This is a genomic window from Caldibacillus thermoamylovorans (assembly GCF_000751775.1).
In the GTDB taxonomy this organism is placed as follows: Bacteria; Bacillota; Bacilli; order Bacillales; family Caldibacillaceae; genus Caldifermentibacillus; species Caldifermentibacillus hisashii.
In genome coordinates this window covers 1-22,125 of record NZ_CCRF01000021.1, presented here as the reverse complement: position 1 = coordinate 22,125, position 22,125 = coordinate 1, and the positions used below count along the sequence as shown (strand labels likewise).

Below are 22,125 nucleotides of genomic sequence, written 5' to 3'. Positions count from 1 at the left end.
CTTTTAAGAAAAACTAGACCCTACCAGTAAAGGCAGTTTCTAGTTTTCGTTCAAGTTATTTTTCGAAAGGATTAATTACCGATTCAAAAGAACAAATTAGAAAACTGCCTTCATAGTCAAACTATTTTCGGTAGTTTGGTAGAGACTCTCGAACCATATTATCGAGGATATATGAAGGAATGGAATTTATCAAGTTTTACTGAACGTCATTATTGTAAAGTGTATTCAACATAAGGTCAAGTAAGTTTTTTCTCTGCCGCAAGCTTCATTAACTCCTCCCAAATTGGTTTACAAGAGCCCCAGCCGGTATCAACCTGCTCATTCCGGTATAGATAGCGTTCATATTGTTCCGTTAACCGGCTCATAAAATCATTGTTAAAAAATTCATCGACCCTCTTTGCAAATTGGTTTAATGTCTCATCCTCTTCTTTTATGACTCCTGATTTTTCCAGTCTCTTTAAAAGTGCCAAATACGCCGGCATAAAAGACTTTGCATCATTTTTATTTCGATACTGAAAAATTACCCAATAAGGCAGCCAACGTCGACGTAAAATATAACTCAACAAAACAAAAATGCCAGCCAAAATTCCACCGATTACCCACCAAATTTTTACATTTTTCCAATCGTTATTTATGGTAAATGGTTTTGTTTCTTTATCACTATTTGTCTCTGATTGTTCTTCTATTTGTTGTTCTGTTTGTTGTTTTCTTTGTAGATTTGGTGCCTCTGGCTGGACATTTGATTCCGATTCTCGTTCCTGTTGCAGAGCATTTTCTGTACTTACAGTTTCGGATTCTTCAATAAAATCAACCGCGTTTGTAAACCCACTTGTCGGCTCAAATGGTACCCAGCCATTACCGGGAAAATACACCTCTACCCATGAATGGGCGTTATTATTTGTAATTTTATATGTTGTCAACTCACCCTCAGAGCCAATAACTGTACCGCCCGTATAACCTTTCACCCATCTGGAGGGGATCCCGACAGAACGGAGCAGGACCGCCATTGATGTTGAAAAGTTATCACAATAGCCGATCATCGTTTCAAATAAAAACTGGTCAACGTAATCCTCTTCTTTGCCGGGAATTGGGATATTTTCCGTTTTATAGGTAAACCGGGAACTTTGTAAATACTCCTCGATCGCTTTTACTTTGTCATACTGATTATTTTCATTTTCAGTTAACCGAATGGCAAGTTCTTTGACCCTAGCCGGTAAATTCTCAGGCAATTGCGTATACCGGGTATAAAAATCCGGCATGTCCTTCCTCAAATTTTCAGATGCGGTTACATTTTTTAAATCTTCTATAATAAAAGCAGGACGCTGATATTGCACCGTGTAGGATGATAATTGGTTATCGGGTGGAATTTGAATCTTCTCATTGGCTTCATTATAATGGTAAAAGTTTTGCTTATGAAATTTGAGTCTATTTACCCCTTGTGGATAGATGACATGATCTCGTCTTTCCATAAAGACAACTTCCAATTCTGATGTTTCACCAAGATATTCCGGTTCAACCGAGTAAATAGGCAGTTCCTCTGAATCTTTTATTTGCTGAAAATTATCTTTTTCAGAAACAACCCACCCTTTTCCTGAATAAAAATCTTTCGTTTCCACCCGCCAATACTGTTTCTCCGGGGACTTAACCGTAAAAACCGGTGTATCATCTTTGATAAACCCGCCCCCAAGTTGGGTATCGTCTTCATCATAACCAATTTTATGCAGTTTTCCCTTTGCATTCAGCATATTTCCATCTTCCTGATTGGCAAACGTAACAACATAAGGCATCGGATCCGGCCAAATCGGACCAGGCTTTGGAATAACTATTCCCACACCCGCACATACAAGGATTATGACAACTAACGGGATAGGCCATCTTTTTATTAACGCAAAGGAAACAGTGAGCCTTTCCTGCTCCACCAATTTTGAAAAATGTGCCAATCCCGTTGCCGCCAAGCCGATAATAAAAGTGCGAATCACCGCATAATCTGCTTGAAACGGAAAAAATGTATCAAGAATAGCCAAGTAAATAATCGTGATCAAAACAAAGAAAAAAATACCTTTTCGCTTCTTCACCCAAAATGTATATAGAAAGACAATACAATCCAGTGTGACGAACAGTAGAAATGTTCGAAATGAATTCGTCAGTCCGAGCCAATCCATCCTGAAAACATGACCGATATTTAAAGCAAAATCTTTTATAATTGTATCCAACTTTAAGAGTGTGATAAGCGGCTCTTGGTAATATAAGTGGTTAATTACCAAAATCATATAGCAACCATTAATAATTATTCTTAAAATCCAATGAACACCAAGAAAACTTAATACAAAGCCAATAACCAGAAAACCAAGAAACACCGGTAAATTTTTTATTTCGGTTATCTGTTGTAAAGGACGGAGCCATTCCCAAATAAGGATAAATCCGATCACATATAAAATAAACGTCTGTAGACCTTTTTGCTTTCTAATCGTAATCACCTCTCAAAAGCCTTGGTAAAGTCACTTTCACGTACTACTTTTGCATTCAAGCCCTTACCCTTGGCATACTCCAATAAAGCGGCCTCTTCAGGCTTAACTTTTTCGAGCCGGGATTTTATCAAAAAAATACCAATTTCATTATTTCGAGTACAGAGGTCAGTTATTTTTTCTATAACTTCTTTTCTTAGTTGACAGACAAGGAAGATCATCGTTTGACCGGGTTTTTTCAAAAATATCTCTGTTTCTAAAATTTTATGAAAGTCATGGTTTAAATCATCGTTCACAGTTGCTAAATGATAATTCAATGTTCGGAGTTGTGCTTCTCCTCCCTGAACGGGGAAATATTGTCTTTCCGCTCCATATGAAAGAAGACCGATGTTAGTCCCTGCTTTTACAGCGGATCGAACAATTGAAGCAGTAAATTTTACAGCTAACTCAAAACTTGGACTGGGTGTGCGATCTAAAATAAGTAACACATCTTGGCTTTGTCGCTGTTCAAATTCCTTTGTCATTATTTCATTTTTTCTTGCGGTCTGTTTCCAGTGAATCCAGGAAAATCTATCGCCGGATTGATAGGTACGTGTACTTATCGCCATTGTGGAGTCTCTTTGGGCTACATCCTTTGCTGCAGTCATTCCCGATTCAAATAAGGTTTTGAAAGGATCATATTTCATTTCGATATACGCCGGATATACGATGATTTTTTCCAATTGCTCTACAACTACCTCTTTCCGGGTCAAGCCCAACAGATCACCCATTTGGATTCGTATCTTGTGAAAGGTGTACTCCCCACGTGGTAATAAATTGTGGTGGTAAGTAAACGTTCGTTCTTTTGAAAATAACGGAAATGATACCGTTGTTCCTGAAAACGGACGACCCCCTGAACGTTCAGAAACTTCATCTTTAATAAATAGATAGACGAGAGGAATACGATAGGGCAAGGTTATATGAATTTTTACCGATACCATTTCACCATTAACGTACTCCGTTTTATCAAGCACCCTCTTAATATCAATTCGTTTTATTGGATAAAAGTTTAGTAGAATGGAGTAAAAGGCAATAGGCAGAAAACTTCCAAATAAAAACCAGCTGACAAATCCCCCTTGAAACATGGCAAAACTAAAGCTTGCTGCTACAAGTCCAATCAGCCCGATGAACTTCAAAACAGAAATGGTTCTTTTCATCGGATGCATCATTTCACAACCTTTTGGATGGGAACTTTTGTATCCGATAAAATCGAGGAGATAATTTCTTCCGCATTCACACCATCGTATCTGGCTTGTGACTGCAAAATCATCCGGTGTGCGAAAACAAAAGGTGCTAAAAATTGGATATCATCAGGCAGCACAAAATCCCGCCCTTGTATATAGGCATAGCTTTTTGAGGCTTGCATTAATGCAATCGAGCCGCGGGGACTGACACCTAAATAGATTTGCGGATGATTTCTTGTCCTTGTCACAATGGAAATAATATATTGTTTAATCGTATCATCAACAAATACGCCTTTTACCTCTTTTTGCATAGATAGCAGCTCGTCCAAAGTAATGACAGGAGTTAATTCCTGAATCGGCAACTCCTCTTGAACACGACTTAAAACTTCCATTTCCTCAGCAAAACTTGGATAACCCATGTGGATTTTTAATAAAAAGCGGTCGAGTTGAGCTTCCGGTAATGGATAGGTCCCTTCATATTCAATCGGATTTTGCGTGGCCATAACTAAAAATGGTCTTGGTAAAGGAAATGTATGGCCATCAATGGTCACGCTCTTTTCCTCCATCCCCTCCAACAAGGCTGATTGCGTTTTGGGGCTTGTCCGATTAATTTCATCGGCTAAAATAATATTGCCCATAATGGGACCCGGTCGAAATTCAAATTCCAATGCTTTCGGATTATAAATCGACACACCCAGTACATCGGAAGGCAGTAAATCAGGAGTAAATTGGATTCGTTTGAATGTTGAGCTGACCGACTTGGCAAGGGACTTGACAAGCATCGTTTTCCCGACGCCGGGGACATCTTCCAATAGCACATGGCCATCCGCCAAAAGCGCTGTCAAACATAAAATGATTTCTTCACGTTTTCCGACGATGACCCTTTCCATATTATTTAAGATAACTTCTACTTTTGGATGGAGAGTTGGAATTATCATTGTTGTAAAACCTCCTGTATTAGTCGAAAAGGAATATTATTTTTATTTTACAATAAATTCCGTCACCTGTTAATGAGATTTACGATTTTTACAAGTTTTTAATAATTAGTGACGAGAACAGGCCTCTTCGTCAAAATAGAAGCTTTCTCAGCCAAAAACGGTGACGAGATTAGATCTCACCGTCCAAATTGAGCATTTCCAGCCTCAAAATGGTGACGAGATTCAGGCTCGTCGCCAAAATAGAAGCTTTCTCAACCAAAAACGATGACGAGATTAGATCTCGTCGTCAAAAATGAGCATTTCCCGCCTCAAATTGGTGACGAGAACGGGGCTCGTCGTCAAAATTGAGCGTTTTTCACTTCAAAATGGTGACGAGATTAGATTTCATCGTCCAAAATGAGCATTTCCCGCCCCAAATTGGTGACGAGAACAGGCCTCGTCGCCAAAATTGAGCGTTTTTCACTTCAAAATGGTGACGAGATTAGATCTCGTCGTCAAAAATAGGCATTTCCCACCTTAAAATGGTGACGAGATTCAGGCTCGTCGTCAAAATTGAGCGTTTTTCACTTCAAAATGGTGACGAGATTAGATCTCGTCGTCAAAATTGAGCATTTCCCGCCTCAAAATGGTGACGAGAACGGGCCTCGTCGCCAAAATAGGAAATTTCTCATTCAAAAACGGTGACGAGATTAGATCTCGTCGTCAAAAATGAGCATTTCCCGCCCCAAAATGGTGACGAGATTCAGGCTCGTCGCCAAAGTAGAACATTTTTCGCTCAAAATTGACGACGAGAAGATAAGTTACTTCTTTTAAAAAAATTTTGAGTGCCTTTTCTAAATCTGCATTTAAAAATATGAGGATAACAGTGCCTTTATAACCTGATCGAAAACGTTCATCATCCATACATTTATCATTCTATCTTACTTTTGGAAGAACAATGCCTTTATATAATTGAACTGTAATCGTATAGTAAATGGTATAAATCACTAAGAAAATACAAATAGGTAACCAAATACGAAAATACGGGTCAATGACAATGAGTCCAAAAATATTCATGCCAATTAATACGTGGGCAATACCTACAATAGCCGGACACAAAAAAACTAAGAAAAATTCCTTGTAGATTGACTTCGTTAGTAACTCATGGCGAACACCAATTTTACGAAGCATGTCATAACGGGTTATATCTGCTGTTGCTCCGGACAGAATTTTAAACATTAAACAGCTCGCCATCATAGCCAAAAAAGCAATGCCTAAGAAGAAACCCATAAATACCGTCCCACTGGAAACAGTATAAAATTCATCATATATTTTATATTTACTTAGCATGTCGTCTGCATCGATATGTTTATATTTTTCTAGTTGCAATTCGTCAAGTTTTTTCCATTCTTGTGTATGTGCAGCAAAATTATCTGTTTTTCCGATAAAAACAAGCCCTTCCTTGCCTTGTAGTTCATTATACCTTTTTATGTCTACAATTTTTATCGTTTTGTCAAGATAATCCAAATAGGAAGGTTGTATCCCTCTTAGCGCAGTCACCCATTCATCCGGGATGACCTTGGTATTTTTATCCATTTCTTGTCCATCATTTGAAACAGCACCTAATGGCAGGTCTTCAGAAACACGCTTTAATTTACCGGTATATTTCCCTCCATTTTCAACATATATGAAGGGACGGTTTTTTTCTAACTCTGCTTTTAGATAATAAATATATTGATCATCCGTTTTATAACGATATTCATTTTTATCTTTGAATGGTATATCATTTAAAATTTTCATTTCTTCTGCTGTTGGGTTGTAAATGACAGTATCATATATTTCAAATTTATCAGCCGATTTTATCACATTATTTTTAAAAGCCATGCCGCCTGAAATGGCTCCTGCTCCCAGTGCAATTAACATGGCTACGGTAGCTAAAACTTTTGTTAAACCATTGATTCGAAACTTTAATTGGGCAAATGTAAAAGCATTAATTCCTTTTTCATTGTGTGTTTTATTTTCTTTAAGCTTCTTTACAAATAGCGGAAAAACAGATTCAAAAAATAAATATGTCCCCGCTGTTGTCGAAAGCATCGCAATCGTGATTCCCGCTTCTTTTAAAACATCCATAAAAATCATTGATGCGTAACCGATTCCCAATAAAATAATCGAAATGAATGCTGTGATTCCGGTCATCTTTCCTTTGATCACGGAAGAATCAGCGTAAGTATTTCCGTACACAAGTTCCAGAACTGTCATCCGTGCTAATTTCATACTATTCAACAAAGCAGATAGGATAAATAATCCAACAAAGAATATACAAGTAACTGTTATGGAGGGAACATATAATGCCCGATAACCACTTGCAGTAAAATTAAGTTGCTTCATTAACAAATGACCAATACCTTGTGAAAGTCCTATACCTGAGGCGATTCCAATTGCTAAAGAAGTCACTCCAATTAAGATGGTTTCTATAAACATAATGAATGCAACTTTATATTTTTTTGCCCCTAACAACATATACATACCAAACTCTTTTTGACGAAGGGACATCAAAAATGAGTTTGCATAAAACACATAAAAAAATGTGATGATTGCCAATAAGAATGATCCGACTTGAAACACATAGCCAATTGACTTAATGGTTGCGTTTGCTTCCAGAAATTCCTTGTTAGACGCTAATGTTTGGAACATATAAAAAATTGAAATGGACAAGACAAGACCAACAAGCAAAACGATGTAGTCTTTTAACTTACCTTTTAATCCTGTTATAGAAAGTTTAAATAACATGCCGAATTTCCTTCCCTATCTTTTCTCTGAACCCAATTCTGCAAGCACATCTAATATCTCCTTATAAAAAACATGGCGCGGCATTTGACTACGGTGAATTTCTTTATACAGCTCTCCGTCTTGAATAAACAAAATACGTTTACAGTAACTTGCACTATAAGCATCATGAGTGACCATCAAAATAGATGTACCTTGTTCTTCGTTTAAATTTGCCACCGTCTCCAGAAGACTTGCGGCATTTTTCGAATCCAGTGCACCGGTAGGTTCGTCTGCCAAAATTATGGCAGGGTCATGCACAATCGCCCGCGCAGCCGCCGCACGCTGCTTTTGTCCACCGGAAACCTCTGATGGATATTTGGAAAGAATGTCTGAAATTCTTAACATCTTTGTTACCTTTTCTACCTTTGTCCCAATCTTATTGGAAGAAACCCCTTGCAGTGATAGTGGCAACGCAATATTTTCATAAATTGATAAGTTTTCAAGCAGGTTAAAATCCTGAAAAATAAAGCCTAACTTTTTTGAACGAAAGTCAGCCAGTTCGCTTTGCCTCATCTTGGTAATGTTTGTACCTGCAATTTCAACTAAGCCATCGGTTGCATGGTCAAGCGTTGAAATTACATTTAGTAATGTCGTTTTACCTGATCCGGAAGGTCCCATAACGCCAACAAATTCCCCTTCATCCATCGAGAAAGATATTCCTTTTAATGCATGTGATGGATTTCCTCTCTTTTCCCCATACACTTTTTGAATATTTTTAACAATTATCACTGACCTTTTCATATATACTCTCCTATTCTTTGCATACATTTTCCGAACCGGTGTCAAATTCAATGACAATATTAGTTATTGGACTTTTTACTATTTAGTCAATACTTCCATTGCTTTTTCAGGAATGTTTTCCGGAGATACAACTTCGTACTCATAAACATACTTACCTTTTACATGGGCTTTTAAATAACTTTCTTTTGGGAAGTTTTTAACAGAAGTAGTGATTTTAATTTCATCTGTTTCTCCTGATTCATCCACCCCGTTTAACCTGAACATATATCTCTGCGGAAAATCAGGGTCCGGTATTCCTTCATCCTTTACCAAAACAAAAACATCTTTTTCTTTAATGAATGGATTAAATCTATCTCGAGTTTCCTCACCAATAAAAGTCATAATCAAAACGCCAGTCACAACGACTCCGAAAATACCAAATAAAAACTTTTTTCTCATCTTTTTTTATCCACCTTTCCCGTTTCTTTTTTTGACAATATAAGTTCTTGGGTTACCAATAGAACTTTTCAACATCCTCTAAAGTATAAGATTCATTTCTTAAGAAAAAACAAGGAAACTTCTTAAGCTTTTCTTAACAAAAACGAATGTAAAATGTGATCAAAAATCTTGAAGTGGATGTTACTGCCCGTTAAGGAGGATGAAAAAGTTGCCAAAAAAAGCCTTAGGGTAGTTTAAGGCTCATAAATTTAAGAAAGTATTTTTTCTATTTCTTTATCATAATTAGTTACTTTATTATTAATTTCTGTTAACAAAGTATTCTCATCAGTTGCAGATTCGTAACCAATTATAACTTTTGTAATATCATAATTTTTTTCAATTAACTAGAAAATTTTCTAGCTTTTTCAAGCTTAACTTATTATCGTGCCTCTCATCCTTTAATATTTCCAAGACTTTAAAATTGGGGAGAACTGTAAAAAGAATAAATGAATAAAATTATATTTTTTATACTTCCACATTTTTACAAAATAACTGTCGTCGGCCTCCCGGGGTTTGTGCACTATTGAGGGTCGACGACAAAAAGCCAAGAAATATTATTAACCTATCTATACAACATATTCCTTTCCTTCCACTGTTGAATTAAGTTTAAACCAAATAGAGAAGCTGAAGGAAGCATTAAGAATAAAAAAGGGTTACTCTCATCTCTGTAAAAAAAATAACTATTCGTCACGGGGTACAAGAAAATAAACCTTGAACGGTATCAAGCCAATCAAGGTTATTATTTAATCTTATTAAATTTCTACCTTATTCTCAATTAGATACTTATCTCCTAATTTTTCTCTAATTAAGGTTACAGCGTTTTCTATCTTCCTAAAAAATATGCCTTTTCATTTGAAAACCCTTTGAACTCAAAGTTGATAGCATTGTCTTCAAAAGGGCTATCATATATATTTTGTATCTCTAAAAGCATATTATCAATTTCGTCTTCACCCTTAAGTTCTTCAACTAGATCATTATCAACTAATTCACCTTGCTCATTATATATCCATATTGGATAGCATTGATATTCCAGAAATATCTTAATAATGTTCACGGTTCTTCCCCTTTTTATTATGGTACTGATTTTGAATTTACCCCTACAATAAAACCATTATTTCCAACAGTTATAGCAACTCTTTGTTTCTGTCCGTTGAAAACTACTTCATAAATTGGGCTTATGTTTCCTCGACCTTGAGTTCCAACAACTTTTCCTTTACTTAATGCCTCCATAAGCAAATCCGGAATTTCATTTGATTTAATTCCTTTCGCTGCAAACTCATCTGCATGACGCAATATATGTTCAAAACCTGCATTTGAATTATCTTTTTCAAGCCACTTGCAGTTTTTGTAATAGCCATCACTTCATCAGGGTTATATTTTACACCACTATTTGCAAGTTCATCTAATAATTCTGCTGATTTCCATTTAGAGTTAACTTTACCCATAGTAACTCCACCTGCCTCACCAACATCCAACTCATCTAGTTTGTTATGTTTGATTCGTTGGATTAGGTCCTTTGCGTCACTAAACACATCCTTAACGGTTCTTTCAGTAGCACCGATTCCTGCGTAGGCTTCTTGTGCTATTTGCGGAAGCCGAATTTCTCCAACCTCTTCCTTTATTTTATCAAACCAAACCTTGGTCAGTGCAATTGGCGCGTTTACTACCTGATCATATACGGAGCGAAAGGCTTGGTGGAATTTCTTTGGGTCTAGAACATTTCGAATTTTCTTGAGCACTCCCTGTGTTTTGGCAAGGGCTGGGAATCCTGCATCGACACCTTTTATCACCGTTTTCCCGGCAATCCCTGTTGCCTTTGCCGGTGGAAGTACCGAAAGTGCCAGAAAACCTCCCGCAAGTACACGGTCGCCAAAAGAAAGCTTCTTACCGGTACCGGATCATATTCACTAAATACCCGTTGAGCGTCGTTCCATTCGGCGAGTCCCAGTAAAAACTCTCTAACTTTGTTCCCCATCTTTTGTTCATCTTTTTCCATTTCTGCAGCCGTAAGCCTAATTAATCTTTGGGCCTCATCGAGCTTGTTTTTTTATTCATTACCTTTTTTGTACTTCCTTATAATGTAAATTTTAATACTAGAATGGAAAATATTATGCATTATTTTAATTGCTTTCTGTTTACAAGTACTCATTCAGCTTAAATACCCTCAAGAAGGATAGTCCTCTTCATATCCAGAGATGCTTGGTAGACTGCTTATTTAAGGAACTGAATGAATTTATTAAGATTTTTTCCCTTCCCTACTCACACGTCAAAGGACGTAGGAAGTATAAAAAATATAAATTTATTTATTTTCTTTAAATTTATCCACGTTTAAAAAATTTTTTTAAAAATCTTGAAAAGCATAGCTATCAAGGTTATAAACGGTACTATTCCTCCAACATTACATTAGAACATACTACCGACAACCACGGTTTAGAATAGTCTGTAGTAAATATTCCCACATGCTGTTGCTTATCCGAACTCCCTGCCAACTCTTTGAAAAGAACAATTGTAAAGAGACTTTCTTTATTTACTTCTTCAGGAGACAAGGGAAGTTCTGTACTAATTTGGAAGTCAGCCCTTTTGCAACTTTTGAAAATAATCTTTAATATTCTTGTAGTATCATGACCGTCCTGAATATCCCAATAATAATCAACAACTAATATCAGGTCTATTAGATTGTCAGACCATTTCACCTCAGTAACTATGCTATCTGTAAAATCAAAATTTTCTAGAATATCCTGTAAATTTGTAGCCAACAATTCAACCCACCTACTTTTCAAAATAGAAATGTGTTTTATCTCTTAATTCTTGTTTTGTTGCGTTACTTGGGAATACTCCATTGTTGTCTAGATAGCCGCCGCCCTTATTCTGAACCCTAAAATAAGGAGTACCTTCTCCAGGCTCTGCATGTATTCTCACTTTAGTCCCCGTACTTGGGTCAGTAAAAATAGTAGCAGGTCCACTTTTCTTTCCACCAGGCTCAACGATCTTATTCCATCCCGACTTTTCAAGATTACTAATCATTTCGTTAGGAGACATGTTTTTACCCATTTGGCTAAAATTCTTGCCCGTCCATTGAAAAGCATTACTCGTATCCTTAGTAGCCCCACCTGCCTCACCAACATCCAACTCATCTAGCTTTGTGTTTTTGATTCCTTGAAGCAGGTCCTTTGCATCACTAAACGCATCCTTAACGGTTCTTTCAGTAGCACCGATTCCTGCGTAGGCTTCTTGTGCTATTTGCGGAAGTCGGATTTCTCCAATCTCCTTCTTTATTGTATCAAACCAAGCCTTGGTCAGGGCAATTGGCGCGTTTACTACCTGATCATATACGGAGCGAAAGGCTTGGTGGAATTTCTTTGGGTCTAGGACATTTCGAATTTTCTTGAGCACTCCCGGTGTTTTGGCAAGGGCTGGAATTCCTGCATCGACACCTTTTATCAACGTTTTCCCGCCAACCCCTACTGCTTTTGCCGGGGGAAGTAACGAGAGAGCCAGAAAACCTCCCGCAAGTACACGGTCGCCAAAAGAAAGCTTCTTACCGGTAACCGGATCATATTCACTAAATACCCGTTGTGCGTCGTTCCATCCGACGAGTTCCAGTAAAAACTCGCTTACTTTGTTCCCCATCTTTTGTTCATCTTTTTCCATTTCTGCAGCCGTGAGTCTAATTAATCTTTGGGCCTCATCAAGCTTATTTTTGTATTCGTTAATCGAATACCTTAATTCATATTCTAAGGCATGGATCGAATCCGGAAGCATACCCGGGAATTGGACAAAAGCGAGGTGAAATGCCAGTTAAGGGCTTCCAGGGCCTCGTCACATTCCCGATCCACTTTTCCTATTTTGTCCGCAAACTCCTCCAAATCATCGAACTTCACCTTAATTTTACTCATCGTAAGGCCTCACATTTAGCTAGCAAACTACGTATCTCTTTGTTGATGGCGTTTATGAGTCGATCGCCTTGTTGATCTATTTTATTCCCGATATGCTGAATCTCAGCTGTGATTTCTTCATACTTGTTCCTTGTCTCCCCTTCCCAATGTTTTGCGTAAGAGCTATCTGCGGATCGATACATCTGTAAACTGCCATCGATTCTGTTTACTGCCTGATGAACATTGGAACGATAACCTTCTAAAATTTCCACCATCAGTAAAAACTTCCCGCGCTGCACTTTCTTTTCAATTTCGTCTAAAAGCTCCATAATTCCTACCCCTTTAGCAAATTCTTTATAATGTAAATTTTACCAATAGGGTAAAAATATTAAAATGGTCAAAAAGTCATAAAGCTAATTTATAAATTAGGAAAAAAGCGCTATTTTCTACTACCCATAGTTTAAAAGGCTCCCCCTATATTGTGGATATGTCCACTTGCCCATATTTATTGGATGCGAACGAACTGAATGGTCACAATCGTGAATGACATAGACATGAAAAAGTACTATTCCAATTTAAGCATAGCAATTTTTCACAAAACAGCATATTCTATTAAAACATTACCAAGGTCTTCGTTTTCTTTTTTCACAACCAAGTCAGTTTGGAATCTATTACTTGTGAATTCACATTCATTTCGTCACTCCCCGGGAAGGTAATTTGCTTCTGCTCGCCTGTCTGTATATTGATTGTATATAGTGTGTTAAACATTGTAGGTACAGGGCCCTATACTTCTGCCAATTAATCAAAATCTTACTTTATGTATAATACTATATTCAGTAATCGAATTTTCCATCTTAGGCCCTAATAATTTACAAACAACCCATACTAATATTGAAAATTTTTTCAATTTAGTATATGATTATAGTATATTTTTTAACGGAAAATAAGGAAAACCACGTGTATTGAATCTATTGCGATATGCCTATAAGGAGGTAAAAAATGGTGCGTTCCATTTCGGTAGATCCTGCAAAACTTGAATCAACAGCAGCAAAAATTGACCGACATTCTTTTGAATATGAAAGAATCTATGCGTCCCTATTCAGCGAGGTTGATCGAATGGGTGTTGCATGGCAAGGACAAGATAACTTAGATTTTGTTAACCAAATTAAAGGATTTATGGACGATCTTCAAGAAATGACACAAAGTATGAAGCAGTACTCAGAGATTTTGAAAAAAACTGCAAAAACATACCGGAATACCCAAAAGGAAATTATTTCGGCTGCAAAACTTGGCTAGTTTAGGGTGGGCTTCATTCCCCCAGATTTGACAGGGTGCCTATTGCTCCTTGCATAGAATCGTGATTAGCCGCTATTAATAGTTATTAGGTCCTTTGCATTTATAAACACAGCCTTAACTTTTTTTCATAACACGGTTCCTGTACAAAAAAGGAGGCCGTTATCTCCTATTTCCTTCTTTATTTACTAAACCCAATTTTGTGCAATTGGACCATTCACTACTGATCGTATAAGGAGCGAATGGTGATGCTGTTTTTTTGTTCTAATTAATTCTGAATTTTATTAAAATTATTTTGCAAGATAAGAATCCTACAACCTCTCCTTTTATCATCACTTTCACACTATCCCTGCTGCTTTTACCGGGCATATAAGAAAAGTAAAGAGCGCCCGTTTAGCAACGTACAAACTCCTGTTGGAACGCATGTCTGACCATGACCTGTGGCCCTACATCCTCGCAATGGGAACAGATTTGCTTCCTCGAATAGGCTATGGCGCAGGAGCACATTAAAGGTGAGCTAGTTTCTCAGTCGCTGGCGCACGGAGCTAGACAATAAAACTAATCCTAAGTTATTTACTTGTATTTTTATACTTTCTTAACGTATAAAGAAAACTCGGTGATTGCCGAGCCTTTAGGCGAGAGCAGAGCCGCAAGAGCACTTATACTTAATTCTTAAAATTTCCAACTACGTCGAATTCGCTTCTTTGCTGGAAATTTATACTTTCTTAACGTATAAAAAAAGTGGGCATCGACCCACTCGTAAATATTAAACAATATGTTGAACAATTTTCTTATACGTATCGATAATAAATGATTTGAATAATGTATCCGGAAGAGGAGTTGTTTTTTCTTTTGCCCTTGTGGCGAATTTCAAAGCTGTTTCAATTTGACCTAATTCTAAATAACATAACGCCAAATAAGAATCTCCCACATAAAAGATTGTTAAGTCAAACGGGTGTGGCAAAAATGGTGGTATTTCAACTCTTTCCAACCATTGAACAGCTTCCTGATATCGTCCCAACCCATACAATGCCTTCCCTTTCGTTAAGAAAAAATACGGTTTCAGTACTTCGGTATCATCCAGACCCGTCACGTATTTATCAACCAGACGAATAACACCTTCATAATCTTGATGTTTAAAAAGTCTTACTTCGGCTTCAGTATAATCATTAAAGGCATAATAGAAAGGATCTTCAACAAAGTTAGCATACCCAAGCAACTTCTTCAAATAATTATTGATTTTTTCTTCGTCATGGTTCACTAGCCCATAACCGATAGTTATCCGATACAAATCATCAATATGGTAAAAAACTTTATGGACTTTTGAGAAAGCAATTGCATCTTCTATCACACGGATTGCCGCTAGTGAATTCCCGACAGCAAAATGTAGTACTGCCTCAAGGTAATCAAGTTCAAGCCTTGTCGTCGGACTCATATACGGAAAATTTTTTTCAAGATAATCCCGTTCTGCTAAAAGCATTTTTAATGCCGTTTCGTATTTATGGTTACGAAATTGAACTTTAACCTGAAAAGTACCAACGCTCGCTCTTCTGTCCACCAGATTCATTTTCTCATACATTTGGGCTGAGCCCAAAATATACTTTTTCCAGTTCTTATCTTCTGAAACATGATAAAGGCTATATCCGTACAACTCCGTTAAACGTGCTGACTCATATCCTTTCGTTAAGTGATTGATAAATGGCTCAATCATTTTTTTAATCTGTTGATACTTTTTGTTATTATTAAGTGTTTTTGTGTCGGTAAAATATAGTTTTTCTACCTGTTCCAATAAATCCCTCAATTCCTGAACATTTTCATCTTGTAACAAATCACTAACATCCACTCCCAATTGGCTTGCAATATAATTCAAGCTCTCGATGGAAGGAACCGCTTTATTATTTTCAATCAGGCTGAGCATCCCTTTCGTTAATTTCGTACCGGCTAATGCCTCAAGGGTCAACCCTCTGCCTTTTCTTAATTTCCTGATTCGCTCTCCTAATGTTAAGATGGGAAACACCTCCATTCATATTTTAATTATATTAAATTTTTCTCGATCCGTAAAATAAGTTTTACACAAAATAATGTTTAATTTAATTGAACATATTTATTGATATCCAGAAGGACCCATGTTATAATTTGTTTAATAAAATTTAACCTTAATGAAAGAAGGGGATTTCTTTGACCGAAGCACAAAAGTTAAAAAGGGGAACTTATCATCTTTGGACATTTATGACGAGCAAGTTAATTTCTACATTTGGGGCCAATGTTTATTCTTTTGCCATTAGCTTTTATATTTTGCAATTAACCGGATCTGCAACTAATTTTGCTTTGAATTTAATTTGTAGTATTTTACCGCGAACGATTGCTGCACCGTTTGCTGGCTACGTTGCGGATAATTTCTCTCGGAAACGAACGATCATTCTTGCCCAAGCATCTTCTGTTTTGGCAATTGCCGGGCTTTTGACAGTTAGCCTTATGAATGGCTTATCACTGACTGCCATTTATATAACCACCTGTCTATTGTCATTGACATCAACTTTTTCCGGCATTACCTTCACATCATCAATTTCAGGGTTGGTTGATGAAAATCGAATTCAAAAAGCAATGTCGCTTAATCAAATGTCCATATCACTGGCTTCCATCGTCGCACCGGCCTTAGGAGGCGTACTTTATGGGGCAGTTTCAATTCCTGTTTTTCTCATAATCTACTTAATTGCATCTCTAGTTGCTCTAATTCTTGATTCAACGATGGATTTCCAATTATTTGCCAAACGTAGCCATGTACCAGTTGCAGGTCAAGAGAAAGAAAAATTGTGGGTCAGTATGAAAGAAGGATTTGCCTATTTAAAAACGAAACCGGTCATTCAAACTATTATTTTCATTGCCTTGTTTATTAATTTTTTCTTCGGCTCTTTTCAAGTCGGATATTCTTTCGTTTTAATCGAAAAACTGGGAATGAAGTCAGAGCATTTCGGAATTTTGGAAGGTGCCTTTGCTGTCGGCATGTTGTTGTTATCATTTTATTTAACGATTCGGAAAGAAATTAAATACCCGCTCATTACCGCAAAATATGGAACTATTGGATTGGCTCTTGTTATTGGTGGCATTGCCGTACCTCTACTTGTCCCATTTTCTTATCAGGCTATGTTTGTGTTTTATCTTATTTTAATGTTAGCAATCGGTAGTTTTTTGACCATCATAAATACACCAATCGGGGTCATGATGCAAAAAAGTGTGGATGATGATTTTAAAGGAAGGGTTATTTCTATTCTTGAAACAATGGCACAAGTTCTGATGCCGCTTGGGACGGTCATCTATGGGTTTCTTTATGATTGGGTTGCGGCTGAATGGGTATTGTTCATCTCGGCCGGTATCATTATCGGTATTGCCCTTTTTATGCTCCGTCCATCTGTAATAGCGAATGCATATCCTGAGCGAAAAAATGCATTACAGCGTATTACCGGGTAATGGGAAATTCCATCAGTGTTGAACTAATTGGACCTTTACGGGAAGTTCATCCCCCACCTATCCTCTTTGCTTGAGGTGGGGCTTACTCCCTGTTTATAGCAAAGGAAGATAAAGGTGCCAGCCCCGGATCCGGCACCCTTCATTATATACAACCACTTTCTTGAATAGAAAAAGAACCTTTACTACAATTGATTTCAGCCAGTGCGCCATAAGGCAAAATACATTTCGGCTCCGTATGGCCAAAATTCAAGTTATATAATATGGGTAAGTTGGTCAACCCGTACTCTCGCATCACTGTTAAAATTTCTTCCTTATATTCCTCCCTATATTTTTCATCATACGGTTTGGCGAAAATCATCCCGTTCGCTTTTTGCAAAATTCCTTGTGCCGCATAGTTTCGCAGCCAATATCGAATGTAGGTCGGTTCCGTCTTTTCCTCGGATGTTTCAAAAAACAAGATACATCCATCCCAATATTTTTCGTCCGGCCAGAGCACCGTTCCTTTAGCAAACTCCAAAACTTCTATGCAACCGCCAATGAGCCTCCCCTGCACAACACCTTTACCTTGTAAAACTTCATATCCCGAGTTCGGCTGCATGACTCGTTTTCGATTTTTATTTGCTTCTGTCCACTCTACGTGCTCACTCGTCCACTCGGCTGCCGTTTCAATTTCCCCGATCGCCTTATTAGAGAATAATGTCCGTTTGATTTTATCGACCGTATAGGGGTGCATCTCGATATTTTCTGCAAAATCGACTAAAATAGATGGTCCGTAAAACGACGATACCCCTGCTTTTAAACAAAAAAGATGAGGAATTGTTGTATCTGAATAGCCCATGAAAATTTTCGGATTGTTGTGAATCACTTTAAAGTCGATATAGGGTAGAAGCCGGATACTATCTTCCCCACCGATATTGGTAAAAATCGCTTTGATATCCGGGTCTCTGAAGGCTGCCATTAAATCTTCGGCACGGGCTTCCGGATGGTCATACAGGTATTCTGTCCCTTTCAAACTATTTGGCATTGGTTCCACTTGCAGGTCAAAAACGGTTTCCAGTCTTTCAACACCTTGCTCATAGCGCCAACGAATCTCGGGGTCACCCGCTCCACCCCATGAAGGACTAACGGTTGCCACCTTATCACCAGGATGTAATTTTTTTGGTTTGATCAACATCTACATGCCCACCTTCCCATATAATTCTTATTATTTAACCACCCTTTATGACATAATGCAATGATTTTTTGAACATGGGGATGTGTTGATTTTCTATTTTTACAGCTGTAATCACGAGGGTAACTGTTGATAGATGGGGCTTCTGCTATCGATCTTTTCGTTTTTACCATCGAAATCACTGGCACTAATGTTGATTTCTTTCTATACAATCGGTCGGTTACTGCTGAAGGTAAAAAAAGAGACGGTCAAAATTGAAAGATATTTTACCAATTCTGACGTCTCATTATACATTAATCTATATGGTTTTATTAAGCTTTCGGATGTACCATGTCAGCGGGATTGACATATTTGTCAAATTCTTCACTCGTTAGGTAGCCAAGCTTCAATGCTGCTTCTTTCAATGTTGTTCCTTCTTTATGAGCAAGTTTAGCAATTTGGGCTGCTTTTTCATAACCGATATGCGGATTTAATGCCGTAACAAGCATCAACGACTCGTTCAAGTTTTTCGTAATTACTTCCCGATTTGGCTCAATGCCCACCGCACAATGATCATTGAATGAACGAATACCATCTGCTAAAAGTCGGGCACTTTGCAAGAAATTGTACAAGATCACCGGCTTGAACACGTTCAATTCAAAATTCCCTTGACTTGCTGCAAATCCAATGGTTGCATCATTTCCCATGACTTGAACAGCAATCATCGTGATCGCTTCACTTTGGGTTGGATTGACTTTTCCCGGCATAATCGATGATCCCGGTTCATTTTCCGGAATAGTAATTTCCCCGATTCCGCATCTTGGACCTGAAGCTAACCAGCGAACATCATTGGCAATTTTCATTAAATCGGCTGCCAATGCCTTTAATGCACCATGAGCATAGGCAACTTCATCATGGCTCGTTAAGGCATGGAATTTATTTTCTGATGAATAAAACTCTATTCCCGTAAATTTAGAAATTTCCCCACTAACCAATTTCCCGAATTCCGGATGGGTATTGATTCCGGTACCGACGGCTGTCCCGCCAATAGCCAGTGCTTTCATTTTATCGGAACTTTCTTTGACAAATTCTAAGGAACGTTCCAACATATGTACCCAGCCACTAATTTCTTGGCCGAGGGTTAATGGTGTTGCGTCTTGAAGATGTGTCCGGCCAATTTTTACAATATCCATGAACGCTTGTGACTTTTCTTCCAATGTTGCTTTCAATTTTTCAATCTCAGGAATTAAATACGTTTGTACATAATTCGTTGTTGCAATATGCATGGCAGTCGGAAATGTATCGTTTGAACTTTGGCCCATATTGACATCATCGTTTGGATGTAATTTTTGACTGGCACCTTGTTCGGCCAACAGTTGATTACCCCGATTCGCAATGACTTCATTCAAGTTCATGTTCGATTGTGTACCACTGCCGGTTTGCCAAATTTTTAACGGGAATTCACCCTCATGTTTTCCTTCAATAATTTCATCAGCTGCAGTGACAATCGCCTTTGCTTTTTCATCACTTAATTTTCCAAGTTTATTGTTTACAATCGCACAACTTCTTTTTAAAATGGCAAAAGCCTTAATTAATTCTTCCGGCATAGTTTCCGTGCTGATCGCAAAGTTTTGTAAGCTCCGTTGCGTTTGCGCACCCCATAATTTGTTTGCCGGAACTTTAACTTCCCCCATCGTATCTTTTTCAATCCGGTATTCCATGAAAATTCCCCTCCTGTATTTGGACAAAAACGTTTACAAATCCATTTCTATTATAGTCAATATAGTGGTACAAATCTATTAATTTGACTATAGTCAATATAGTTGTACAAATCTATTAATTTGGCAACAAAAAGCGATTTTCTTGTTTAAGTTAGCTATTGAGGTATTTAAACTTTTTCAAAAAGATAAAATTTGGGCTTAACTAAAGTAAGATTACTGTGATATTTTCAAAAAAAGCCACAGCTGAAATAGCATAGCCGTGGCAAGCATGTGAATTCTCAGTGTGGCAAGAACGCCAACTGAATAAAAAACAATACTGCAAAAATGTAGACAATCGGATGGACTTCCCGCCATTTTCCTTTGGCTACTTTCATTAACGGAAGCGATATAAAACCGAGCGCAATACCTGTTGAAATACTCGACGTGAGCGGCATGGTTAAAATGACTAGAAATGCCGGAAATGCTTCATCAATTTCATTCCATTTAATCTTTGCAACATGACCAATCATTAGGCTACCTACAATAATAAGTGCAGGTGCGGTAATCGCGGCCACACCGGAAATTGCACCGACTAAAGGACTTAAGAATGAGGCAAGAATAAAAAGAACCGCAACCGTTAGTGACGTAAGACCGGTCTTTCCACCTGCAGCAACCCCTGAAGTTGATTCAATATATGCCGTTGTCGGACTTGTTCCCACCATTGCACCGATTGTTGTAGCAATGGAATCAGAAAGGAGTGCGTTTTTTGCATTTGGTAATGTTTTTCCTCTCATAAAACCTGCCTGTTCTGCTACTCCAATCATCGTTCCGGTCGTATCAAAGATGGTGACTAATAAAAAGGAGAAAACAACCGCATATAGCGAATGTTGGAAGACATCAACAAAAGCTTCCAGAGGGTTGGCTACAATAACACCGTCCGGTAACGATGGTAGAGAAAAAATTCCCTTATCAAAGGATAACTGTCCGGTTACGAATGCGGCGATTGTCGTTATAATCATACCAAAAAATAAAGCACCATTTACATTGAGTGCCATTAACACAAGGGAAACGGCCAAACCAAATAACGCCAGCAATACTTCAGGAGAATGAAGATTACCGAGCCCAACTAAATTATCTGGATTACTTGTAATAATCCCGGTATTTTTTAAACCGACAAAAGCGATAAAAAGACCAATTCCAGCTGAAATTCCGAATTTTAAATTATCCGGAATTGCCTCAATTAATTTTTCTCGAAAAGCTGTTAAAGAAAGAATAACAAATATAATACCTGCCACAAATACTGCGGAAAAGGCCGTAACATAATCAATCCCACCGTGAGAACCTACAACCGAAAAGGCAAAATATGCATTCAAGCCCATACCGGGAGCAATCGCAATCGGATAATTTGCAAAAAGTGCCATCCAAAGCGTGCCAATAGCGGTTGCAATAATTGTTGCGGTAAATACTTGTTCAAAAGGGATTCCGGTATTCGATAAAATTGCCGGGTTAACGACGATAATATATACCATTGTAAAAAATGTTGTCATCCCGGCGAAGATTTCCGTTTTTACAGTTGTTTGATTTTCCTGAAGCTTAAACATCTTTTGCCCTCCTAATATAAATACGAACATTTTAAGACCACAAATTAAATAATATTCGTTTATGGATGTTTTTTCAAGTACAAAATTTACATAGTCTGTATTAAGGGATAAGTTTTTACAAAATCTTGGGCATTGAAGGTTCACCGTTTGACCAGATGTACCTTTTGGTATATTTATTACCAATTATCTTGAACATAATGACCCGTTTTACACAGCAAATATTTTTTCGGGATAATATCACACTGTTCTAAGATGCATAAATTCAGGCTTTTTTTGTAGATATTCTACCAATTATCTTGAACATAATGACCCATTTTACGGTGCAAATATTCTTTTAGCAAAAATATTATACTGTTCAAAGATGTATAATCCGGGTTTTTTGAAAG

Annotated in this window: 19 protein-coding genes and 1 riboswitch; of the genes, 2 read left to right on the top strand and 17 right to left on the bottom strand. The window is 37.6% G+C overall.

The window, feature by feature from the left end:
• Window positions 1-93: 93 nt before the first annotated feature.
• Window positions 94-195, bottom strand: a riboswitch (purine riboswitch).
• Window positions 196-236: 41 nt separating this feature from the next.
• The 13 genes from BT1A1_RS02885 to BT1A1_RS02825 all read right to left on the bottom strand — a co-directional run bounded on the left by BT1A1_RS02885 (window position 237) and on the right by BT1A1_RS02825 (window position 12,856).
• The gene (locus tag BT1A1_RS02885) at window positions 237-2,477 is read right to left on the bottom strand and encodes a transglutaminaseTgpA domain-containing protein (RefSeq protein WP_034767919.1); all 2,241 of its coding nucleotides are present in this window, start codon (window positions 2,475-2,477) and stop codon (window positions 237-239) included.
• On the bottom strand, window positions 2,474-3,670 hold the full coding sequence (locus BT1A1_RS02880) for a DUF58 domain-containing protein (RefSeq protein WP_231553273.1): 1,197 nt from the start codon (window positions 3,668-3,670) through the stop codon (window positions 2,474-2,476). Before BT1A1_RS02880 ends, BT1A1_RS02885 begins: the two co-directional genes overlap by 4 nt.
• Entirely contained in the window at window positions 3,670-4,626 is a 957-nt protein-coding gene (locus BT1A1_RS02875; RefSeq protein WP_034767917.1) for an AAA family ATPase, read from the bottom strand. The genes BT1A1_RS02880 and BT1A1_RS02875 overlap by 1 nt, the downstream gene beginning before the upstream one ends.
• 702 nt (window positions 4,627-5,328) lie before the next feature.
• The gene (locus BT1A1_RS02870; protein WP_034767915.1) at window positions 5,329-5,529 is read right to left on the bottom strand and encodes a hypothetical protein; all 201 of its coding nucleotides are present in this window, start codon (window positions 5,527-5,529) and stop codon (window positions 5,329-5,331) included.
• A gap of 12 nt (window positions 5,530-5,541) precedes the next feature.
• A complete protein-coding gene (locus BT1A1_RS02865; protein WP_034767913.1) occupies window positions 5,542-7,395 on the bottom strand; it encodes an ABC transporter permease in 1,854 nt (617 codons plus the stop codon).
• 15 nt (window positions 7,396-7,410) lie between these two features.
• The gene (locus BT1A1_RS02860) at window positions 7,411-8,175 is read right to left on the bottom strand and encodes an ABC transporter ATP-binding protein (protein ID WP_034767911.1); all 765 of its coding nucleotides are present in this window, start codon (window positions 8,173-8,175) and stop codon (window positions 7,411-7,413) included.
• A gap of 78 nt (window positions 8,176-8,253) precedes the next feature.
• Complete coding sequence (locus BT1A1_RS02855) at window positions 8,254-8,613, bottom strand: YxeA family protein (protein ID WP_034767909.1); 360 nt, start codon at window positions 8,611-8,613, stop codon at window positions 8,254-8,256.
• 862 nt (window positions 8,614-9,475) lie between these two features.
• Window positions 9,476-9,706 (bottom strand): hypothetical protein, encoded by a 231-nt coding sequence (locus BT1A1_RS02850; protein WP_034767907.1) that lies wholly within the window; start codon window positions 9,704-9,706, stop codon window positions 9,476-9,478.
• Between the two features lie 163 nt (window positions 9,707-9,869).
• The gene (locus BT1A1_RS18135; protein WP_034767906.1) at window positions 9,870-10,442 is read right to left on the bottom strand and encodes a hypothetical protein; all 573 of its coding nucleotides are present in this window, start codon (window positions 10,440-10,442) and stop codon (window positions 9,870-9,872) included.
• Window positions 10,439-10,627, bottom strand: a complete 189-nt coding sequence (locus tag BT1A1_RS02840) for a hypothetical protein (RefSeq protein ID WP_156103157.1) — start codon at window positions 10,625-10,627, stop codon at window positions 10,439-10,441. The genes BT1A1_RS18135 and BT1A1_RS02840 overlap by 4 nt, the downstream gene beginning before the upstream one ends.
• Window positions 10,628-11,036: 409 nt before the next feature.
• Window positions 11,037-11,408, bottom strand: coding sequence for a hypothetical protein (locus BT1A1_RS02835; RefSeq protein ID WP_197057064.1), 372 nt, complete (start codon window positions 11,406-11,408; stop codon window positions 11,037-11,039).
• A 13-nt stretch (window positions 11,409-11,421) separates the two neighbouring features.
• Complete coding sequence (locus BT1A1_RS02830; protein WP_197057063.1) at window positions 11,422-12,282, bottom strand: pre-toxin TG domain-containing protein; 861 nt, start codon at window positions 12,280-12,282, stop codon at window positions 11,422-11,424.
• Window positions 12,283-12,544: 262 nt separating this feature from the next.
• Window positions 12,545-12,856, bottom strand: a complete 312-nt coding sequence (locus BT1A1_RS02825; protein WP_034767900.1) for a hypothetical protein — start codon at window positions 12,854-12,856, stop codon at window positions 12,545-12,547.
• 670 nt (window positions 12,857-13,526) lie between these two features.
• Here BT1A1_RS02825 and BT1A1_RS02820 point away from each other — a divergent pair.
• On the top strand, window positions 13,527-13,823 hold the full coding sequence (locus BT1A1_RS02820) for a WXG100 family type VII secretion target (protein ID WP_034767898.1): 297 nt from the start codon (window positions 13,527-13,529) through the stop codon (window positions 13,821-13,823).
• A 763-nt stretch (window positions 13,824-14,586) separates the two neighbouring features.
• Here the strand turns inward: BT1A1_RS02820 and BT1A1_RS02815 are convergent.
• A complete protein-coding gene (locus BT1A1_RS02815) occupies window positions 14,587-15,843 on the bottom strand; it encodes a helix-turn-helix domain-containing protein (RefSeq protein ID WP_081912248.1) in 1,257 nt (418 codons plus the stop codon).
• A 155-nt stretch (window positions 15,844-15,998) separates the two neighbouring features.
• Here BT1A1_RS02815 and BT1A1_RS02810 point away from each other — a divergent pair, with 155 nt between their 5' ends.
• Complete coding sequence (locus tag BT1A1_RS02810; protein WP_034767896.1) at window positions 15,999-17,288, top strand: MFS transporter; 1,290 nt, start codon at window positions 15,999-16,001, stop codon at window positions 17,286-17,288.
• A 142-nt stretch (window positions 17,289-17,430) separates the two neighbouring features.
• Here BT1A1_RS02810 and BT1A1_RS02805 read toward each other — a convergent pair whose 3' ends face one another.
• From BT1A1_RS02805 to BT1A1_RS02795, 3 genes are all read right to left on the bottom strand, one after another.
• Window positions 17,431-18,462 (bottom strand): S66 family peptidase, encoded by a 1,032-nt coding sequence (locus tag BT1A1_RS02805; RefSeq protein ID WP_034767894.1) that lies wholly within the window; start codon window positions 18,460-18,462, stop codon window positions 17,431-17,433.
• A gap of 308 nt (window positions 18,463-18,770) precedes the next feature.
• Window positions 18,771-20,159, bottom strand: coding sequence for a class II fumarate hydratase (fumC, locus tag BT1A1_RS02800; RefSeq protein WP_034767892.1), 1,389 nt, complete (start codon window positions 20,157-20,159; stop codon window positions 18,771-18,773).
• A 278-nt stretch (window positions 20,160-20,437) separates the two neighbouring features.
• Window positions 20,438-21,739, bottom strand: coding sequence for an NCS2 family permease (locus BT1A1_RS02795; RefSeq protein WP_034767890.1), 1,302 nt, complete (start codon window positions 21,737-21,739; stop codon window positions 20,438-20,440).
• Window positions 21,740-22,125: the final 386 nt, after the last annotated feature.

Excerpts from the sequence above, each read along its gene's own strand:
- BT1A1_RS02880 (WP_231553273.1), bottom strand. The coding sequence starts at position 3,670 with ATGCATCCGATGAAAAGAACCATTTCTGTTTTGAAGTTCATCGGGCTG.
- BT1A1_RS02875 (WP_034767917.1), bottom strand. The coding sequence starts at position 4,626 with ATGATAATTCCAACTCTCCATCCAAAAGTAGAAGTTATCTTAAATAAT.
- BT1A1_RS02870 (WP_034767915.1), bottom strand. The coding sequence starts at position 5,529 with ATGGATGATGAACGTTTTCGATCAGGTTATAAAGGCACTGTTATCCTC.
- BT1A1_RS02865 (WP_034767913.1), bottom strand. The coding sequence starts at position 7,395 with ATGTTATTTAAACTTTCTATAACAGGATTAAAAGGTAAGTTAAAAGAC.
- BT1A1_RS02860 (WP_034767911.1), bottom strand. The coding sequence starts at position 8,175 with ATGAAAAGGTCAGTGATAATTGTTAAAAATATTCAAAAAGTGTATGGG.
- BT1A1_RS02855 (WP_034767909.1), bottom strand. The coding sequence starts at position 8,613 with ATGAGAAAAAAGTTTTTATTTGGTATTTTCGGAGTCGTTGTGACTGGC.
- BT1A1_RS02840 (WP_156103157.1), bottom strand. The coding sequence starts at position 10,627 with ATGGGGAACAAAGTTAGAGAGTTTTTACTGGGACTCGCCGAATGGAAC.
- BT1A1_RS02830 (WP_197057063.1), bottom strand. The coding sequence starts at position 12,282 with ATGGGGAACAAAGTAAGCGAGTTTTTACTGGAACTCGTCGGATGGAAC.
- BT1A1_RS02825 (WP_034767900.1), bottom strand. The coding sequence starts at position 12,856 with ATGGAGCTTTTAGACGAAATTGAAAAGAAAGTGCAGCGCGGGAAGTTT.
- BT1A1_RS02820 (WP_034767898.1), top strand. The coding sequence starts at position 13,527 with ATGGTGCGTTCCATTTCGGTAGATCCTGCAAAACTTGAATCAACAGCA.
- BT1A1_RS02815 (WP_081912248.1), bottom strand. The coding sequence starts at position 15,843 with ATGGAGGTGTTTCCCATCTTAACATTAGGAGAGCGAATCAGGAAATTA.
- BT1A1_RS02805 (WP_034767894.1), bottom strand. The coding sequence starts at position 18,462 with ATGTTGATCAAACCAAAAAAATTACATCCTGGTGATAAGGTGGCAACC.
- fumC (WP_034767892.1), bottom strand. The coding sequence starts at position 20,159 with ATGGAATACCGGATTGAAAAAGATACGATGGGGGAAGTTAAAGTTCCG.
- BT1A1_RS02795 (WP_034767890.1), bottom strand. The coding sequence starts at position 21,739 with ATGTTTAAGCTTCAGGAAAATCAAACAACTGTAAAAACGGAAATCTTC.